A 15215-nucleotide genomic window follows, 5' to 3' on the forward strand; every position below is an offset into this window, starting at 1 on the left:
AGGTGTACACATGAATATGACATTTCGATGGTATGGCCGAGGCAACGATACAGTCACACTTGAACACGTGAAGCAGATTCCCGGAGTCAAAGGCATCGTTTGGGCTCTCCATCAAAAACCTGTCGGCGACGTGTGGGAAAAAGAAGAAATCAGAGCCGAGACCGAATATATTCAATCCTATGGTTTTCACGCTGAAGTTGTAGAAAGCGTGAATGTTCATGAAGCGATTAAACTCGGTAACGGAGAACGCGGCCGGTATATTGAAAACTACAAACAAACGATCCGTAACCTTGCCGAATTTGGTGTGAAAGTGATCTGTTATAATTTTATGCCGGTTTTTGATTGGACACGCACGGACATGTTCCATTCACTGGAAGATGGATCAACCGCTCTGTTTTTTGAAAAGGCCAAGGTGGAGAGCCTTGAGCCTCAAGAGCTGATTCGGACGGTGGAGCAAGCATCTGACATGACACTGCCCGGGTGGGAGCCCGAAAAATTAGCCCGGATCAAAGAGCTGTTTGCAGCCTACAGAATGGTTGATGAAGAACAGCTATGGGACAATTTATCATTCTTTTTGGAGAAAATTCTTCCGGTTGCAGAAAGTCACGGTGTTCAAATGGCTATACATCCCGATGACCCGCCATGGCCGATTTTCGGACTGCCGCGCATTATCACAGGGGAGGAAAGCTATAAAAAACTGCGGGCGATTTCAGATTCACCGTCTAATGGCATCACCCTTTGTACAGGTTCAATGGGAGCCAGTCCGGCTAACGACATGGTGGAAATCGCTAAGGCGTATGCCGACATCGCTCCGTTTTCACATATTCGCAATGTGAAAATTTTTGAAAATGGCGATTTTATTGAAACATCTCATCTGACGAACGACGGTTCGATCAACATTAAAGGCGTGATGGAAGAACTGCATAAGCAGGGTTACAAAGGATATGTCAGACCGGATCATGGTCGCCATCTTTGGGGTGAGCAATGCCGCCCTGGATATGGCTTATACGATCGGGCCCTAGGCATCATGTATTTGAACGGGCTGTGGGACGCCTATGAAGCAATGGCAAAAAAAGGGGTGGAAGTATGATCCCCCTGCATGAGAACCTGGCTGGTAAAACGGCTGTCATTACTGGCGGCAGCGGGGTGCTTTGTTCAGCGATGGCCCGGGAGCTTGCCCGCCATGGCATGAAGGTGGCGATATTGAATCGGACGGCTGAAAAAGGCCAAGCGGTCGTGAAGCAGATTACGGCGGCTGGCGGGACAGCATGCTCTGTTTCTGCGGATGTGCTGGACAGGGGGTCACTTGTGCAGGCAAAGGAGGACATCCTCGGCCGACTTGGCTCTGTTGATCTGTTAATTAACGGGGCTGGCGGCAATCATCCTGACGCGATAACCGATGTGGAGACATATGAAGAAGCGGGAGAAGGCCAATCCTTTTTTGATATGGATGAGGGGGGCTTTTCAACTGTATTCTCCACCAACTTCACCGGTGCCTTTCTGGCCTCTCAAGTGTTTGGAAAAGAGCTGCTGAAGGCTGATTCACCGGCGATTATTAATCTTTCTTCCATGAGTGCTTATTCACCCATGACGAAGGTTCCTGCATACAGTGCCGCCAAAGCATCGATCAATAATTTTACCATGTGGATGGCCGTTCATTTTGCCGAAACCGGACTGCGGGTCAATGCGATTGCCCCAGGCTTTTTTCTGACAAAGCAAAATCATGATCTGCTGATCAATCGAGACGGAAGCTTAACCGGACGTTCTAACAAAATTATTGCGGGAACACCGATGAAGCGCTTTGGTAAACCGGAGGACCTGCTCGGCACACTTCTTTGGCTGGCGGATGAGTCCTATTCCGGTTTTGTCACCGGGATCACCGTTCCTGTCGATGGAGGATTTATGGCTTATTCAGGCGTGTAACGAAAGCAGCGCAACAGAAGAAACTGAACCAACATAGGGGTGAGGTTGAGATGTTCTCAAAAGATAAGCTTCCCGTTATCCTTTTTTTGTTCCTGGCAGGAGTGATTAATTATCTGGATCGCTCGGCGCTTTCCATTGCGGCTCCTTTTATTCAGGATGATCTCACATTATCTGCCACGCAAATGGGCTTGATTTTCAGCAGTTTTTCAATTGGTTATGCCATTTTTAACTTTCTTGGGGGCGTGGCATCTGACCGCTACGGGGCAAAGCTGACCTTGTTTGTCGCCATGGTCGTTTGGTCGCTGTTCAGCGGAGCAGTCGCCCTTGCCTTTGGTTTTGTCAGCCTGCTGATAATACGCATCCTCTTCGGTATGGGAGAAGGCCCGCTGTCTGCGACCATCAATAAAATGGTGAATAACTGGTTCCCGCCGACCCAGCGGGCATCCGTTGTCGGTGTGACCAACAGCGGAACGCCACTCGGGGGAGCCATTTCCGGTCCGATCGTCGGCATGATCGCAGTCGCGTTCAGCTGGAAGGTATCCTTCGTTCTCATTATGATTATTGGATTAATATGGGCAGTGCTCTGGTTCAAGTTTGTCAAAGAGAAGCCGCCAGTAGCGATGGGGGATGCACCGGCAATCAAGGCAGAAACGTCTCCTAGAGAAAAAATTCCGCTCACCTTTTACCTGAAGCAAAAAACAGTCCTGTTTACGGCATTTGCTTTTTTCGCTTACAACTACATCCTCTTCTTCTTTTTGACGTGGTTTCCGAGCTACCTTGTTGAAGAGCGGGGACTAAGTGTTGAATCGATGAGTGTCATCACAGTCATTCCATGGATTTTAGGCTTTATCGGCCTTGCAGCGGGGGGATTTGTTTCTGACTATGTGTACAAAAAAACAGCCCGAAAAGGTGTGCTGTTTTCTCGCAAGGTGGTGCTTGTCTCATGTTTGTTTTCATCAGCGGTTCTGATTGGTTTCGCCGGGCTTGTGACAACTACTGCGAGCGCTGTCACACTTGTCGCTTTATCAGTGTTCTTTCTCTATTTGACAGGGGCTATCTATTGGGCTGTCATTCAAGATGTGGTTGATCAAAACAATGTTGGTTCTGTAGGCGGCTTTATGCATTTCCTTGCCAACACGGCCGGAATTATCGGCCCGGCTTTAACCGGCTTTATTGTTGACCGAACGGGCACGTTTTCTGGCGCATTTTTGCTTGCCGGAGGGTTAGCTGTCTTTGCTTCACTAGCTGTTATTCGTTTTGTTCGTCCGATTATCGGCAAACAAGCAGGAACAGAATCGGAGAATCCGTTGTCTTATTAATCTGGAAATATAGTGAGAGAGGCGGTATGTTTGATGATACAATATACAGTAAATAATCGCAGCCGGTATGATAAGGAAGGGAATTAGATGGTAACCATAAAAGATATCGCAAAACTCGCAAACGTATCCCACACAACCGTTTCCAGAGCACTCAACAACAGTCCTTACATCAAAGAACATACGAAGAAAAAAATACTGGAGCTCGCAGCACAGCTCAATTACACACCAAATGTAAACGCGAAAAGCCTGGCGATGCAAAAGTCTCATACGATCGGGCTATTCTTTACAAGCATTACAAACGGAACTTCACACAGCTTCTTTGCTGATACAATCAAAGGCGTAAACCAAGCCATAAGTGAGGATTACAATCTCTATGTGCGCGGGATCGATGATCTGAAGAACTATGACTCCGTTACGCCAATGAGATATGACGGCATCATTTTAATGAGCCAAAGTGACATTGACAATTCTTTTATTTATCATATTCGAGAAAAAAACATCCCGCTTGTGGTACTGAATCGCGATATTGATGACCGAAGCATCACCAATATTTTGTCCAATGACAAAGAAGGCTCTCAGGAAGCTGTAGAATACTTCATTAAGAACGGACATCAAGATATCGCCATCATTGAGGGAATCGAAGGCTTTAAATCTTCCCAGCAGCGTAAGGAAGGCTACTTAGCAGCACTAATTCATCATCATATTCCGATCAAACATGAATACAGTGTCAAAGGGCAATACGATATGGAAAGCGGCTTTCAAGCGATGGAGCGGCTGCTGTCACTGCCGAATCCTCCAACTGCTGTCTTTTGTTCGAATGATGACATGGCAATCGGAGCGATGAATGCGATATTCGCAAAGGGCCTGCGCGTCCCTGATGATATTTCAGTGATCGGTTTTGATGATATTGGATTTTCGCAATACATTACGCCAAGGCTTTCAACGGTGAAGCGTCCAGTAGAGAAAATCAGCGTGCTTGGCGCGCAAAAACTATTGTCGCTGATCAGCGAGCCGGAAACAAAAGCGGAAAAAATCTTGGAAAATACAGCGTTCATGGTGCGTGATTCAGTTAGACAATTGACCACGTGATGCCCCGTTTTTCAGCGGGCATTCTTTATACAGAAATTTGTTAACGTGTGCATAAGTGAGAGAGGGAGGCAATGAAGGTGCAGAAGCTAAATAAAAATGTGTACGATCACTATACTCAGTATCCTGAAAAAATTCTCCAATTCGGTGAAGGAAACTTTCTGCGGGGGTTTGTCGATTGGCAAATTGATCAATTGAATCAACACACTGATTTTAATGGAAGCGTCGCAGTTGTACAGCCAAGAGGGTCAGAGAAAATCAAAAGGTTAAATCAGCAAGATGGTTTGTACACGCTTTTTTTACAGGGAATGAAAGACGGGGAAGCGGTAAACGAACATATGATTATCAACTCAATCAGCCGTGGAATTGATCTATTTTCAGATTATGAAGCGTTTAAAGAATTGGCTTCAAGCGAAGAGCTGCGGTTTATCATTTCTAACACCACTGAGGCCGGTATCGTATGTGATGAAAAAGATCGTTTAGAGGATCGGCCGCAAAAAACATTCCCTGGGAAATTAACGGCATTTCTCTACTTTCGCTATCAAGCCTTTAAAGGAGATCAGACAAAAGGTTGTGTCTTAATCCCATGTGAGCTGATCGAGAATAATGGAGAAAAGTTGAAGGAAACAATCCTTCATTATGCAGAACTATGGAAGCTGGAAGAAGGGTTCACACAGTGGATATATGATGCCAACACGTTTTGTAATAGTTTAGTAGACCGCATTGTCCCGGGCTTTCCTGTCGACAGCATTGATGAGATTACTGTAGATTTGGGCTATCAAGATGAACTGATAGTTGTGGGAGAGCAGTATTATTTATGGGTAATCGAGGGGCCGGATTGGATTGGGGAAGAACTGCCTTTTGCAGCTGCCGGGCTTCATACAAAGATTGTCAGCGACCTGACCCCTTACCGAATTAAAAAAGTGAGAATTTTAAATGGTGCTCATACGGCAATGACGCCAGTTGCTTTATTATACGGCTTGAAAACTGTGCGGGATGCTGTCGAGCATCCGGAAGTGGGGCAGTTTATTAGAGAGATGATCGCTGACGACATTCTTCCTGTTTTAAAAATGGAAGGGCTTTCTCAATATGCTGATGATGTGCTGAATCGCTTCAAAAACCCGTATATTAAGCATTACCTAGAAAGCATTGCATTGAACTCCGTTTCCAAATTCAAAACAAGAAACCTGCCGACCATTCAGGAATATGCTACACAGAAGGGACAGCTTCCTGAACGCTTGGTGTTTTCTTTCAGCGCTCTTCTGTATTTTTATCAGGGAAACCAGAAATTGCAGGATGATCCAGCTGTTTTTCAATTTTTCAAAGAGGTGTGGCATCAGGAGAATGGAGACATGCTTCGTATTGCCTCAAGGGTGTTAGGTGAAGAGCGGCTGTGGGGGGCAGATCTGAACGAGATACCGGGGCTGACTGACAGAGTCGCTGATGGCTTGAATCATATTCATGAGCTGGGCATGCAGCGGGCTCTTGAACGATGCTGTACACAAAGGGGAGAGGTACGATGAAGTCATGTATAAAGATTCATAAACAAGACAATGTTCTTCTTGCTCTGCGGGATATCACGAAGGGAGAGCGGCTGAATGCGGATGGCATGTCGATTGAAGTCAAGGATGATATAAAAAGAGGCCACAAGATTGCGCTTCAGCCTATCAAAGAAAACGACAGCATCATCAAATACGGGTTTCCAATCGGGCATGCATCACAAGATATATCGATCGGAGAGCATATTCATGTCCATAATACAAAAACAAACCTGTCTGATATCCAAACATACAGCTATACACCGAGATTTGATGAAAATCCGTACTCAAATGAGAACCGAACGTTTAAAGGATTTAGAAGAGAAAACGGAGATGCCGGTGTACGCAATGAATTATGGATTGTGCCAACTGTCGGCTGTGTCAATGGGATAGCTGAAAAAATGCTCCAGCGTTTTGTCAGAGAAATGGGGGATATTGCTCCATTCGATAACGTGCTCGTGTTAAAACATCAATACGGTTGCTCGCAGCTTGGCGACGACCACGAAAACACGAAGCAAATTCTGCTGAATGCCATTCGCCATCCAAATGCCGGCGGTGTCTTGGTGTTAGGGCTTGGCTGTGAAAACAATGAGCTGGCAGGAATGAAGCAAGCACTGCAGGACGTGAACCTGAATCGGGTGAAGTTTCTCGAATCCCAGTCGGTGACAAACGAAATGGAGGCAGGCATTGCTTTACTGAAGGAGATTCATGAAGCCGCTAAAGGAGATAGACGAGAAGATATTCCGTTGTCTGAACTGAAAATCGGACTGAAATGCGGTGGTTCGGACGGTTTTTCCGGCATAACGGCAAACCCGCTGCTTGGCCGTTTTTCAGATTATATCATCGCACAGGGAGGGAGCACGGTGCTGACGGAAGTCCCGGAAATGTTCGGAGCGGAAACCATCCTGATGCAGCGGGCTGTCAATGAAGAGGTGTTTCATAAAATTGTCCATTTAATCAATGATTTTAAACAATATTTTATAAAACATGATCAGCCGGTGTATGAAAATCCTTCACCAGGCAATAAAGCAGGCGGTATTTCTACGCTTGAGGATAAATCGCTGGGCTGCACGCAAAAAGCGGGAATTTCTCCTGTTGCGGATGTCTTGAAATACGGCGAAGTGCTCAAGACAAAAGGGCTGACGCTTTTGAGCGCGCCTGGAAATGATTTGATCGCTTCCTCCGCATTAGCAGCGGCGGGCTGCCAAATTGTCCTCTTTACAACGGGGAGAGGCACGCCGTTCGGCACCTTTGTCCCGACAGTGAAGGTAGCGACAAACACCGAGCTGTACGAGGCGAAGCCGCATTGGATTGATTTTAACGCAGGTCTTTTAGCAGAGGATGATGTGCATGAGGAATTTGTGCTGCGGGAGTTTATCCACTATATGATTGAAGTGGCCAGCGGTCAACTTGTGAACCATGAAAAAAATGATTTCAGGGAACTTGCCATTTTTAAATCGGGTGTGACGTTATAATGAAAAAGGCTATCCTCCGGAGGATAGCCTTTTTCATTAGATCAATTTTAAGCCGCTGACCAAAATGATGGACGCCATAATAAATTGCAGCGGGCGCGGAGAGAATCGAGGCGAGAGATGGCTTCCGATCAGCACGCCTGGAATTGAGCCAAGAAGCAGATTAGCTGCCAGCATATAATCTACGCTTCCGAAGCTTGCATTCAAAATGCCTGCTGCCGTAACGAGAAGAAAAGCATGCGCGATATCGGTTCCGACAATCTGTGACGCTTTCATATTAAATAAGTAAATCATGGCGATTGCAAATAATGACCCCGAACCGATTGAAGTTAATCCGACGATAAACCCGAACACGACACCAATAAGAATCGTCAGCGCCCGCTTATTTTCAAGCGGCATCAGCTGCCAGCGGTTCGGGCGAAGTTTTCTATCCAAAAACAAACGAACGATGATTGAAATGGCAACTAGTGTTAACACATAGCCAAGAGCGTGCTTAATAATTTCTTCCTGATGCTGATGAAAGGCGGGGAACAAATGCAGTATGCCAATGGCTAGCGACGCACTCGGAATACTGCCGATGGCTAAGTATTTTACCAATTTAAAGTTAATTGTTTTCTGCCGCCAATGGGAGGCAACGCCAAACAGCTTTGTGATCGAGTTATATACAAGATCCGTACCGACCGCGATGGAAGGATTAATGCCAAGCACAATTAAAAGAGGAGTTAATAAGGCCGCTCCGCCCACTCCCGTCAATCCGACTAAGGCTCCGACAAACAAACCCATCAATATGATGCTTACACTCATGATAAAGGCCTCCTGAAAACCCGACTATTTTTATCAGATTATATATGATTAGGTCGTGTTAATCAATTAAATGTTTTGAATTTTCGCGCGTTAGTTCCTTGAAATTTTGGTTTGCTCAATATCTTTATTCATTTGACCTATAATGAGTGTCTGGACGAAATCTGGAAGTGAGGCGCAGGCATAAAAAAAAGATACCTCAAATCAGGTATCTTTTTTCTCGTTTGCATTACATACGCTGCTGATAGAAAGGAAGCTCCGTGTGGCCCATTTCCCGCACATAAACGAATAGGTTGCCTTTATGATGAATTTCATGTTCCATTGCAAGCTGAAGCAGGGCGCTGCCTGTGACTTTTCTGCCGAAAGTGGCTGTCAGATCAATTTCTCTATCCAGTTGCTCTTCAGTCAGCTGTTCAAGGATAGCGACCGTTTTTTCTGTATATGTTTTTGCCAGAACATTGAGATCTGTTTCTGTTTCTTCCTGCTTGTTTTGAAAGGGTGAAGCATTGCCTTCTTTAATGACATTTGCAAACAAGTGGAAAGACGTAAGAATGTGTTTGACAAGCTCTTCCGCTGACATAGACGTTTCAGCCGGTTTGTAGCCGTAATGGTCTTTGCTGATTTTTTCAGCAAGCTCATTGGTCACGTTCCGATGGGATAAAAAATGGTTGACAATTTGATTGGATTGGCTCAATAGGATCTCCTCCATATGTGAAAATTATGGTGCAATGACATCCTATATCAACGGTTATCAATTCACAAGCAATATGCTGTAGGATGAAACAAAATGCTATGTCTGTATATTTAACGTTCACAATAGATGAAATGGGGTATAAACATGACACACATACCTTCCATTTGTCAGTAAGAAGAAAAAGAGAATGAAAGAGCTGCAGCTGGAATTTATGAAAATGAGAGTCTTTGACATCTTTTTAAGTGAAGGAGAGGAGAAATATTAAACGCCGCAAAGCTTACAGAAGGAATTTCCATTGCACAGCTGGGAGAATTATATGACAGCCCTTCAGGTGGCACCAAGAAGGAAATCATCATATTGAAACCATGGTGAAAGACATGACGGAGGCAAAGAAAAAGCCGGCAGAGGAGCTGAATGGAAAGGTTTTCGTTAAAAGAAAGCACGGGTTGTTGAAAAAACCGCGCTTTTTTGTTGCGGTTAGCCGAAATTCGACAATTGCGGTCTTTTTGCGTTCTTCTTTTTCTTGTAAATATGATAAAATATGACATATCTCGGGTAACTCAAAAGGGGGGATTAATTGAGGATGAAGCAGACGATTCCGTCCTCTTATGTCGGGCTTAAAATTAATGAATGGTATACCCATATCCGGCAGTTCCACGTTGCTGAAGCCGAACGGGTTAAGCTCGAAGTAGAAAGAGAAATCGAGGATATGGAAGAAGATCAAGATTTGCTGCTGTATTATTCTTTAATGGAGTTCAGACATCGTGTCATGCTGGATTACATTAAGCCTTTAGGAGAGGACACGTCGCAGCTGGAGTTTTCAGAATTATTAGAAGACATCGAAGGGAATCAGTACAAGCTGACAGGGCTTCTCGATTACTACTTTAATTTTTTTCGAGGAATGTATGAATTTAAGCAGAAAATGTTTGTCAGTGCCATGAAGTATTATAAACGGGCAGAAAAGAATCTTGCCCTTGTCTCGGATGATATTGAGAAGGCCGAGTTTGCTTTTAAAATGGCCGAGATTTTTTACAATTTAAAACAAACCTATGTTTCGATGAGCTATGCCGTTCAGGCATTAGAAACCTACCAAATGTATGAAACCTACACCGTCCGCAGAATCCAATGTGAATTCGTTATTGCTGGAAATTATGATGATATGCAGTATCCAGAAAGAGCATTGCCCCACTTAGAACTGGCTTTAGATCTTGCAAAGAAAGAAGGCAACCCCCGCCTGATCAGTTCAGCCCTGTACAATCTCGGCAACTGCTATGAGAAAATGGGTGAACTGCAAAAGGCAGCCGAATACTTTGAGAAATCTGTTTCTATTTGCAAGTCGGAAAAGTTCGATAATCTTCCGCATTCTATCTACTCTTTAACACAGGTTCTGTATAAACAAAAAAATGATGCCGAAGCGCAAAAACAGTATCGCGAAGGATTGGAAATCGCTCGTCAATACAGTGATGAATTATTTGTGGAGCTTTTTCAATTTCTACATGCGTTATACGCGAAAAACATTGACACAGAATCAGTCTCACACACCTTTCAATTCCTTGAAGCACATATGCTGTATCCTTATATTGAAGAGCTGGCGCATGATGCTGCCCAATTCTATATAGAAAATGGACAGCCCGAAAAAGCACTTTCATTTTATGAGAAAATGGTGCATGCACAAAAACAAATCCAGAGAGGAGATTGTTTATATGAAATTTAAATGGATGTCAGGTTTGTTGCTCGTTGCGATTGGGTTTAGCTTTACTCAGGTGATGGTCCATGCAGGAGAAACAGCAGACACAGAGGGGAATACATTCCACATTGCGGCACGCAATCAAACATGATGATGACAAAAAAGACCCTCAGGGGTCTTTTTTATTTCAGCTTCCATTCTTTTATGGTTAGCTCAGAAGATCCGCTTGTCACCAGAGGGTCTGCATGTCCGATTTCCTCCGCTTCTTCCAGCGAACCTGCTTCGATGACGTAGGCGCCGCCTGTGCCGTCGCTGAATGGCCCGAACATTTTTAAGCGCTTCTCTGCCTGTAAGCGATCCAAAAATTCATAATGGCCGGCTACATGCTCCTGATTGAATTGATCTGTTCTCGTGGTCAGCATTAAGTACGTATTCATCTCATACCCCTCCTATTGAACTTTATTTTAACATAACTATCCATATAACGTTGACGGTTGATATGAGCTTTTCGTCCTACGAATGCCACCTCTTGATGAAAAAGAAAAAGGAGAGATGATAGGTGAGCATTCAAGTGAAGAAAAATTTGGTTTCTGAAGCAAAATATGCGTTGAAGTGCCCCAATGCGATGTCCGCTGAATACATTACCATTCACAACACGGCAAACGATGCGTCAGCGGCTAATGAAATCAGCTATATGCTTGGGAACACCAGCTCAACAAGCTTTCACTTTGCGGTGGATGATAAAGAGGTGATTCAGGGTCTGCCGCTAAACCGAAACGCCTGGCACACGGGTGACGGCACAAACGGTACAGGAAACCGCAAATCAATCGGCGTTGAGATTTGCTACAGCAAATCGGGAGGCCCAAAATATGAGGCCGCCGAAGCCTTGGCGATTTCTTTCGTGGCTCAGCTTTTGAAAGAGCGCGGCTGGGGAATAGACCGGGTGAGAAAGCATCAGGACTGGAGCGGAAAGTACTGCCCACACCGTATTTTATCAGAGGGGCGCTGGGATCAAGTGAAGGCGGCGATTGAAAAGGAATTAAACGGAGTTGTGTCAGCGAAAAAGGCTTCAGTCTCTTCTTTGGCGTCTGAATACCATGTGAAAAAAGGCGACACACTGTCCGGTATTGCCGCATCGCATGGTGTCAGTGTGAAAACGCTGCAAAACATAAATCATATCACTGACCCACATCATATCAAAGTCGGACAGGTGATTAAGCTGCCTCAATCGGCATCTTCTTCAAAAAGCCATGCCGCGTCTTCCTATCCGCTCCCAGCCGGAGTGATTAAAGTGACAAGCCCGCTAACGAAAGGGACAAATGTAAAGCAGGTGCAGAAAGCTTTAGCTGCTCTTTATTTTTACCCTGATAAAGGAGCGAAAAATCATGGCGTTGATGGCGTTTATGGCCCGAAAACAGCAAATGCCGTGAAACGTTTTCAGTCTGTCAGCGGATTAACGGCAGATGGCATTTACGGTCCGAAAACGAAAACAAAAATAGAGGAAAAGCTGTAATTAATAAATGGAAGCTGCTAAGCTTCCGTTTTCTTCTTATACACAAACTGAGGCAAGAACCTTTTGAATATCATAAATGCTTTCGTCTTTTTTAAATTGCTTTGAGACAGCGGGAAGTTCTGCGCCGGAGATCCAAAATTTCAACTCCGAATCAAGGTCAAAGCGGCCGGCAGTCTCCACGCTGAATCTAGAAATGTTTTTGTACGGAATCGATTGAAATTCCGTTTTCTTTCCTGTGAGTCCCTGCTTATCTACAAGAATAAGCCGCTTGTCAGTAAAGACGATTAAATCGCGAACTAATTTAAACGCGGCGTCGACATTCTCACCATCGAGTAAAATATGAGCCAACTCTTCTTTCACCGCAGCCGTTGACAGTGTTGACGCATTGCCAAGTAATCCATCAATAAATCCCATGATATACCTCCTCATACGTATTCTATCAAATCATACTATAAAAAAGGTTTTCATACATAAGTGGTTAGAGTAAACTGGTGCTGACTGGTAAAGGAGAGCATTCAAAATGAAAGATATGTACGACAGCTTTGCAGCCCTTTCTGCTTCTGAATCGGAGTACCGGATTATCTATGAGGAGAAAAACGAAAGTGAGCTTATCGTCCTCGGCCCCCACGGCGGGAGAATTGAGCCTGGTGTCAGTGAGCTGGTGCGGGCATTTTCCGATCAATGTTCCATTTATTTGTTTGAAGGGGTGAAGCAGCGAAACAACCGTTCCTTGCACCTGACAAGCACTCGTTTTGACGAGCCGCTGGCTTTAGAAAAAGTGAATGCCCACCATTTTGCATTGGCATTTCATGGGTATCATGATCCAAAAACTCCGCATACATTGGTCGGAGGCGCGGACCGTAAAAAAGCCAAGCTCATTTGTGAGCAGCTGAATAAAGCGGGCTTTAGCGCTGAGCTCACGAGTGAGAAAAACCGGCTGGCAGGTGTCCATCCGAAAAATATTGTCAATCGTACGAAGAGGAAAATGGGACTGCAATTGGAAGTAAGCACGGCACAGCGAAAGGCGTTATTTCGCAATTTTGGCTGCCGTGATGAAAGTTACACACAAGACGATCTGTTTTATCGATATGTAGAAGCCATAAAGCTTGGTTTTTATGAATAAATATAACAGGACCTGCACAATCGGCCTATTCCTTCATACACTGGAGTTGTGCGAAAGTGTAGGGAGGAATGAATATGTTTTATCATATTAAAGAGCTTCAATATCAAGCAAAGCCAGCACGTCCCGATCCGGTTTATGCAAAAAAGCTTCAAGAAATACTAGGCGGCCAATTCGGTGAGATCAGTGTCATGATGCAATATTTGTTCCAAGGCTTTAACTGCAGGGCGGACGCCAAATATAAAGATTTGTTATGTGACGTTGGCACTGAAGAGATTGCACACGTAGAGATGTTGGCGACGATGATTTCCAGGCTTCTGGATAATGCCCCGGCCGATGTCCAGGAGGATGCTTATAAAAGCAATCCCGCCATTGCAGCAGTAATGTCAGGAATGAATCCTCAGCATGCGATTGTGTCCGGTTTGGGTGCAATGCCAGCAGATAGTGAGGGCTATCCGTGGAATGCAAAATACATTATTGCAAGCGGAAATTTGCTCGCGGATTTTCGCGCAAATTTAAATGCTGAATCTCAAGGGCGCCTTCAGGTGACTCGGCTGTATGCGATGACCGATGATCCAGGGGTAAGGGATATGCTGTCATTTTTGATTGCAAGGGATACTTATCATCAAAATATGTGGTATGCGGCTATTAAAGAGCTGGAAGAAAGAGAACGGGATATTGTCGTTCCAACAACATTCCCGCGTGAGCTCGAAAAACGGGAAGTGGCCTATGACCTATTTAACTTTTCCAGAGGGGATGAAAGCTCACAGGGGAGATGGGCTCATGGCGAAGCCTTAGACGGCCGGGGAGAATTTCGATATATTCCAGCCCCGATTGCATTCGGGCCTGCGCCTCATCTTAAACCGGCGCCAATGTGGGTGCATAATACGATTCCTCCAATGTCAAAATGCTAGTTATTCTGCCGGGCTGAGGATATATATTCCCAGCCCATTTTGATCAGCTGTATTTGCCGATATGATATAACGCTTTTTCTTCAGCGACCTGCAAGTGCTGCTGATCGCCTTCCTCGTACACATTTGGCCGCTTGTGTGATAATACGTATGCGAGCCGCTTCTGAAATTGAATACCTGCTTTACGCCGTTCAAACATTTCAAGCCTTTTTTCAGCGAATTCCTTTGTTACCCGGAATACCCCCGCGATTGTGGCAAGCGCCTGGCTTCTCCATTGCGGCAGTTCCATCTGCAACAGCATAAAGGTTGGCACACAGAAGTGGTACATAAATTGATTCGCCTGAAATTCCTGCAGTTCCCTGAAGAGCTTGTTCATCTGAAAATGATTGCCTGCATGCTTTAACACGTGGCACAGTTCATGGCCAAAATCCTCCCATTGCTCTTCCCGTGATTTTCTCTGATTTAATACAATACTGTACATGCCGTCGTATTTGACCATCATGCTCCCCATATCCTCAAAATGAACCCATATATCCAGATCCTTTGCGATTTTCAGCATGTCAATGTGATGGGGGGAGGTGATGCCCAGCCGGCTGTATAGATTTTTTACGTATTCCTCCAGATGTGATAAGTAATCGCCCAATTGAATACTCCCTTTCGAACGTGTGTTCTGTTTTTAGCGAGAAAGAAAAGCCCTAATAGGACTGAAAAGTGTGTTGAAATATTTCCCTTTTCTTAAAGAAATAAACACTTTTTTCTTTTTATCGGTTTATTTTTCATATGTTTTAGAGAACAGAGAAATATTTATTTATTTTTCGGCTTCCGGTTTTTCTCTTTTTCTTTTAAATAGTTGATAAATTCAATGGCTTGCTGTTTGCTTTCTGGGGAAAAATCCTGCATATCACGGTATGCTATCTGCAAGTCCGGATCTGAGAACATATCGTCATCGGACTTTTTGTCTTTCCCTGTTAATAAGTAATCAGTCGTTACTTGAAAGTAATCAGCCAGCTTTTGGAGTGTGTCATAATCAGGTTCGCTTCGCCCGTTTTCATAGTGGGAATAGCGTGCCCGTGACACACCGATGTGAGATGCGATTTCTTCCTGTGTCCTTTTCCCTCTGAGACTCTTCAATCTGCTGCCTATCATACTAT

17 protein-coding genes and 1 pseudogene are annotated in these 15215 nt (G+C 44.7%); 12 read left to right on the top strand and 6 right to left on the bottom strand.

Features of this window, described 5'->3' with window-relative positions; all coding sequences use genetic code 11:
* The first annotated feature begins 10 nt into the window (after positions 1 to 10).
* The 6 genes from uxuA (at position 11) to Q3W56_RS05120 (ending at position 7341) form a co-directional block, all read left to right on the top strand.
* Positions 11 to 1090, top strand: a complete 1080-nt coding sequence (uxuA, locus tag Q3W56_RS05095) for a mannonate dehydratase (protein WP_302894722.1) — start codon at positions 11 to 13, stop codon at positions 1088 to 1090.
* Positions 1087 to 1923, top strand: coding sequence for an SDR family oxidoreductase (locus Q3W56_RS05100; protein WP_302894723.1), 837 nt, complete (start codon positions 1087 to 1089; stop codon positions 1921 to 1923). Before uxuA ends, Q3W56_RS05100 begins: the two co-directional genes overlap by 4 nt.
* A gap of 50 nt (positions 1924 to 1973) precedes the next feature.
* On the top strand, positions 1974 to 3242 hold the full coding sequence (locus Q3W56_RS05105) for an MFS transporter (RefSeq protein WP_368045752.1): 1269 nt from the start codon (positions 1974 to 1976) through the stop codon (positions 3240 to 3242).
* A gap of 87 nt (positions 3243 to 3329) precedes the next feature.
* Complete coding sequence (locus Q3W56_RS05110) at positions 3330 to 4331, top strand: LacI family DNA-binding transcriptional regulator (RefSeq protein ID WP_019714064.1); 1002 nt, start codon at positions 3330 to 3332, stop codon at positions 4329 to 4331.
* A 77-nt stretch (positions 4332 to 4408) separates the two neighbouring features.
* Positions 4409 to 5851, top strand: a complete 1443-nt coding sequence (locus Q3W56_RS05115; protein WP_302894724.1) for a tagaturonate reductase — start codon at positions 4409 to 4411, stop codon at positions 5849 to 5851.
* The gene (locus Q3W56_RS05120; protein WP_302894725.1) at positions 5848 to 7341 is read left to right on the top strand and encodes a UxaA family hydrolase; all 1494 of its coding nucleotides are present in this window, start codon (positions 5848 to 5850) and stop codon (positions 7339 to 7341) included. Before Q3W56_RS05115 ends, Q3W56_RS05120 begins: the two co-directional genes overlap by 4 nt.
* 36 nt (positions 7342 to 7377) lie before the next feature.
* Here Q3W56_RS05120 and Q3W56_RS05125 read toward each other — a convergent pair whose 3' ends face one another.
* Both Q3W56_RS05125 and Q3W56_RS05130 read right to left on the bottom strand, forming a co-directional pair.
* Positions 7378 to 8142, bottom strand: a complete 765-nt coding sequence (locus tag Q3W56_RS05125; protein WP_003245643.1) for a sulfite exporter TauE/SafE family protein — start codon at positions 8140 to 8142, stop codon at positions 7378 to 7380.
* A 226-nt stretch (positions 8143 to 8368) separates the two neighbouring features.
* Positions 8369 to 8833: a DinB family protein gene (locus Q3W56_RS05130; RefSeq protein WP_268398113.1), complete on the bottom strand. Its 465-nt coding sequence runs from the start codon at positions 8831 to 8833 to the stop codon at positions 8369 to 8371.
* Between the two features lie 190 nt (positions 8834 to 9023).
* Here Q3W56_RS05130 and Q3W56_RS05135 point away from each other — a divergent pair.
* The 3 genes and pseudogenes from Q3W56_RS05135 to phrA all read left to right on the top strand — a co-directional run.
* Positions 9024 to 9231, top strand: a pseudogene (locus Q3W56_RS05135) (ATPase); the annotation flags it as partial.
* A 179-nt stretch (positions 9232 to 9410) separates the two neighbouring features.
* Positions 9411 to 10547, top strand: coding sequence for a response regulator aspartate phosphatase RapA (gene rapA, locus Q3W56_RS05140; RefSeq protein ID WP_302894726.1), 1137 nt, complete (start codon positions 9411 to 9413; stop codon positions 10545 to 10547).
* Positions 10537 to 10671, top strand: coding sequence for a phosphatase RapA inhibitor PhrA (gene phrA, locus Q3W56_RS05145; protein WP_019714072.1), 135 nt, complete (start codon positions 10537 to 10539; stop codon positions 10669 to 10671). Before rapA ends, phrA begins: the two co-directional genes overlap by 11 nt.
* 31 nt (positions 10672 to 10702) lie before the next feature.
* Here the strand turns inward: phrA and Q3W56_RS05150 are convergent, their stop codons facing one another.
* Positions 10703 to 10957 carry a YciI family protein gene (locus Q3W56_RS05150; protein WP_302894727.1) on the bottom strand — a complete coding sequence of 85 codons (255 nt, stop codon included), beginning with the start codon at positions 10955 to 10957 and terminating at the stop codon, positions 10703 to 10705.
* Positions 10958 to 11079: 122 nt separating this feature from the next.
* Between Q3W56_RS05150 and Q3W56_RS05155 the strand changes: the two genes are divergently transcribed.
* Positions 11080 to 12033, top strand: coding sequence for an N-acetylmuramoyl-L-alanine amidase (locus Q3W56_RS05155; protein ID WP_302894728.1), 954 nt, complete (start codon positions 11080 to 11082; stop codon positions 12031 to 12033).
* A 36-nt stretch (positions 12034 to 12069) separates the two neighbouring features.
* On the opposite strand, the gene Q3W56_RS05160 is transcribed toward Q3W56_RS05155, so the two are convergent.
* Positions 12070 to 12447, bottom strand: a complete 378-nt coding sequence (locus Q3W56_RS05160) for a PH domain-containing protein (RefSeq protein WP_302894729.1) — start codon at positions 12445 to 12447, stop codon at positions 12070 to 12072.
* 106 nt (positions 12448 to 12553) lie between these two features.
* Here Q3W56_RS05160 and Q3W56_RS05165 point away from each other — a divergent pair, with 106 nt between their 5' ends.
* Together Q3W56_RS05165 and Q3W56_RS05170 are read left to right on the top strand one after the other, a co-directional pair.
* Positions 12554 to 13156 (top strand): poly-gamma-glutamate hydrolase family protein, encoded by a 603-nt coding sequence (locus Q3W56_RS05165; RefSeq protein WP_302894730.1) that lies wholly within the window; start codon positions 12554 to 12556, stop codon positions 13154 to 13156.
* A 74-nt stretch (positions 13157 to 13230) separates the two neighbouring features.
* Entirely contained in the window at positions 13231 to 14067 is an 837-nt protein-coding gene (locus Q3W56_RS05170; RefSeq protein ID WP_019714077.1) for a manganese catalase, read from the top strand.
* Between the two features lie 43 nt (positions 14068 to 14110).
* Here Q3W56_RS05170 and Q3W56_RS05175 read toward each other — a convergent pair whose 3' ends face one another.
* Positions 14111 to 14707, bottom strand: coding sequence for an ImmA/IrrE family metallo-endopeptidase (locus Q3W56_RS05175; RefSeq protein ID WP_019714078.1), 597 nt, complete (start codon positions 14705 to 14707; stop codon positions 14111 to 14113).
* A 161-nt stretch (positions 14708 to 14868) separates the two neighbouring features.
* Positions 14869 to 15210 (bottom strand): HTH-type transcriptional regulator Xre, encoded by a 342-nt coding sequence (xre, locus tag Q3W56_RS05180; protein WP_019714079.1) that lies wholly within the window; start codon positions 15208 to 15210, stop codon positions 14869 to 14871.
* Positions 15211 to 15215 lie beyond the last annotated feature (5 nt).

It is taken from the genome of Bacillus sp. C28GYM-DRY-1 (genome assembly GCF_030519405.1).
GTDB classification, from domain to species: Bacteria; Bacillota; Bacilli; order Bacillales; family Bacillaceae; genus Bacillus; species Bacillus spizizenii_A.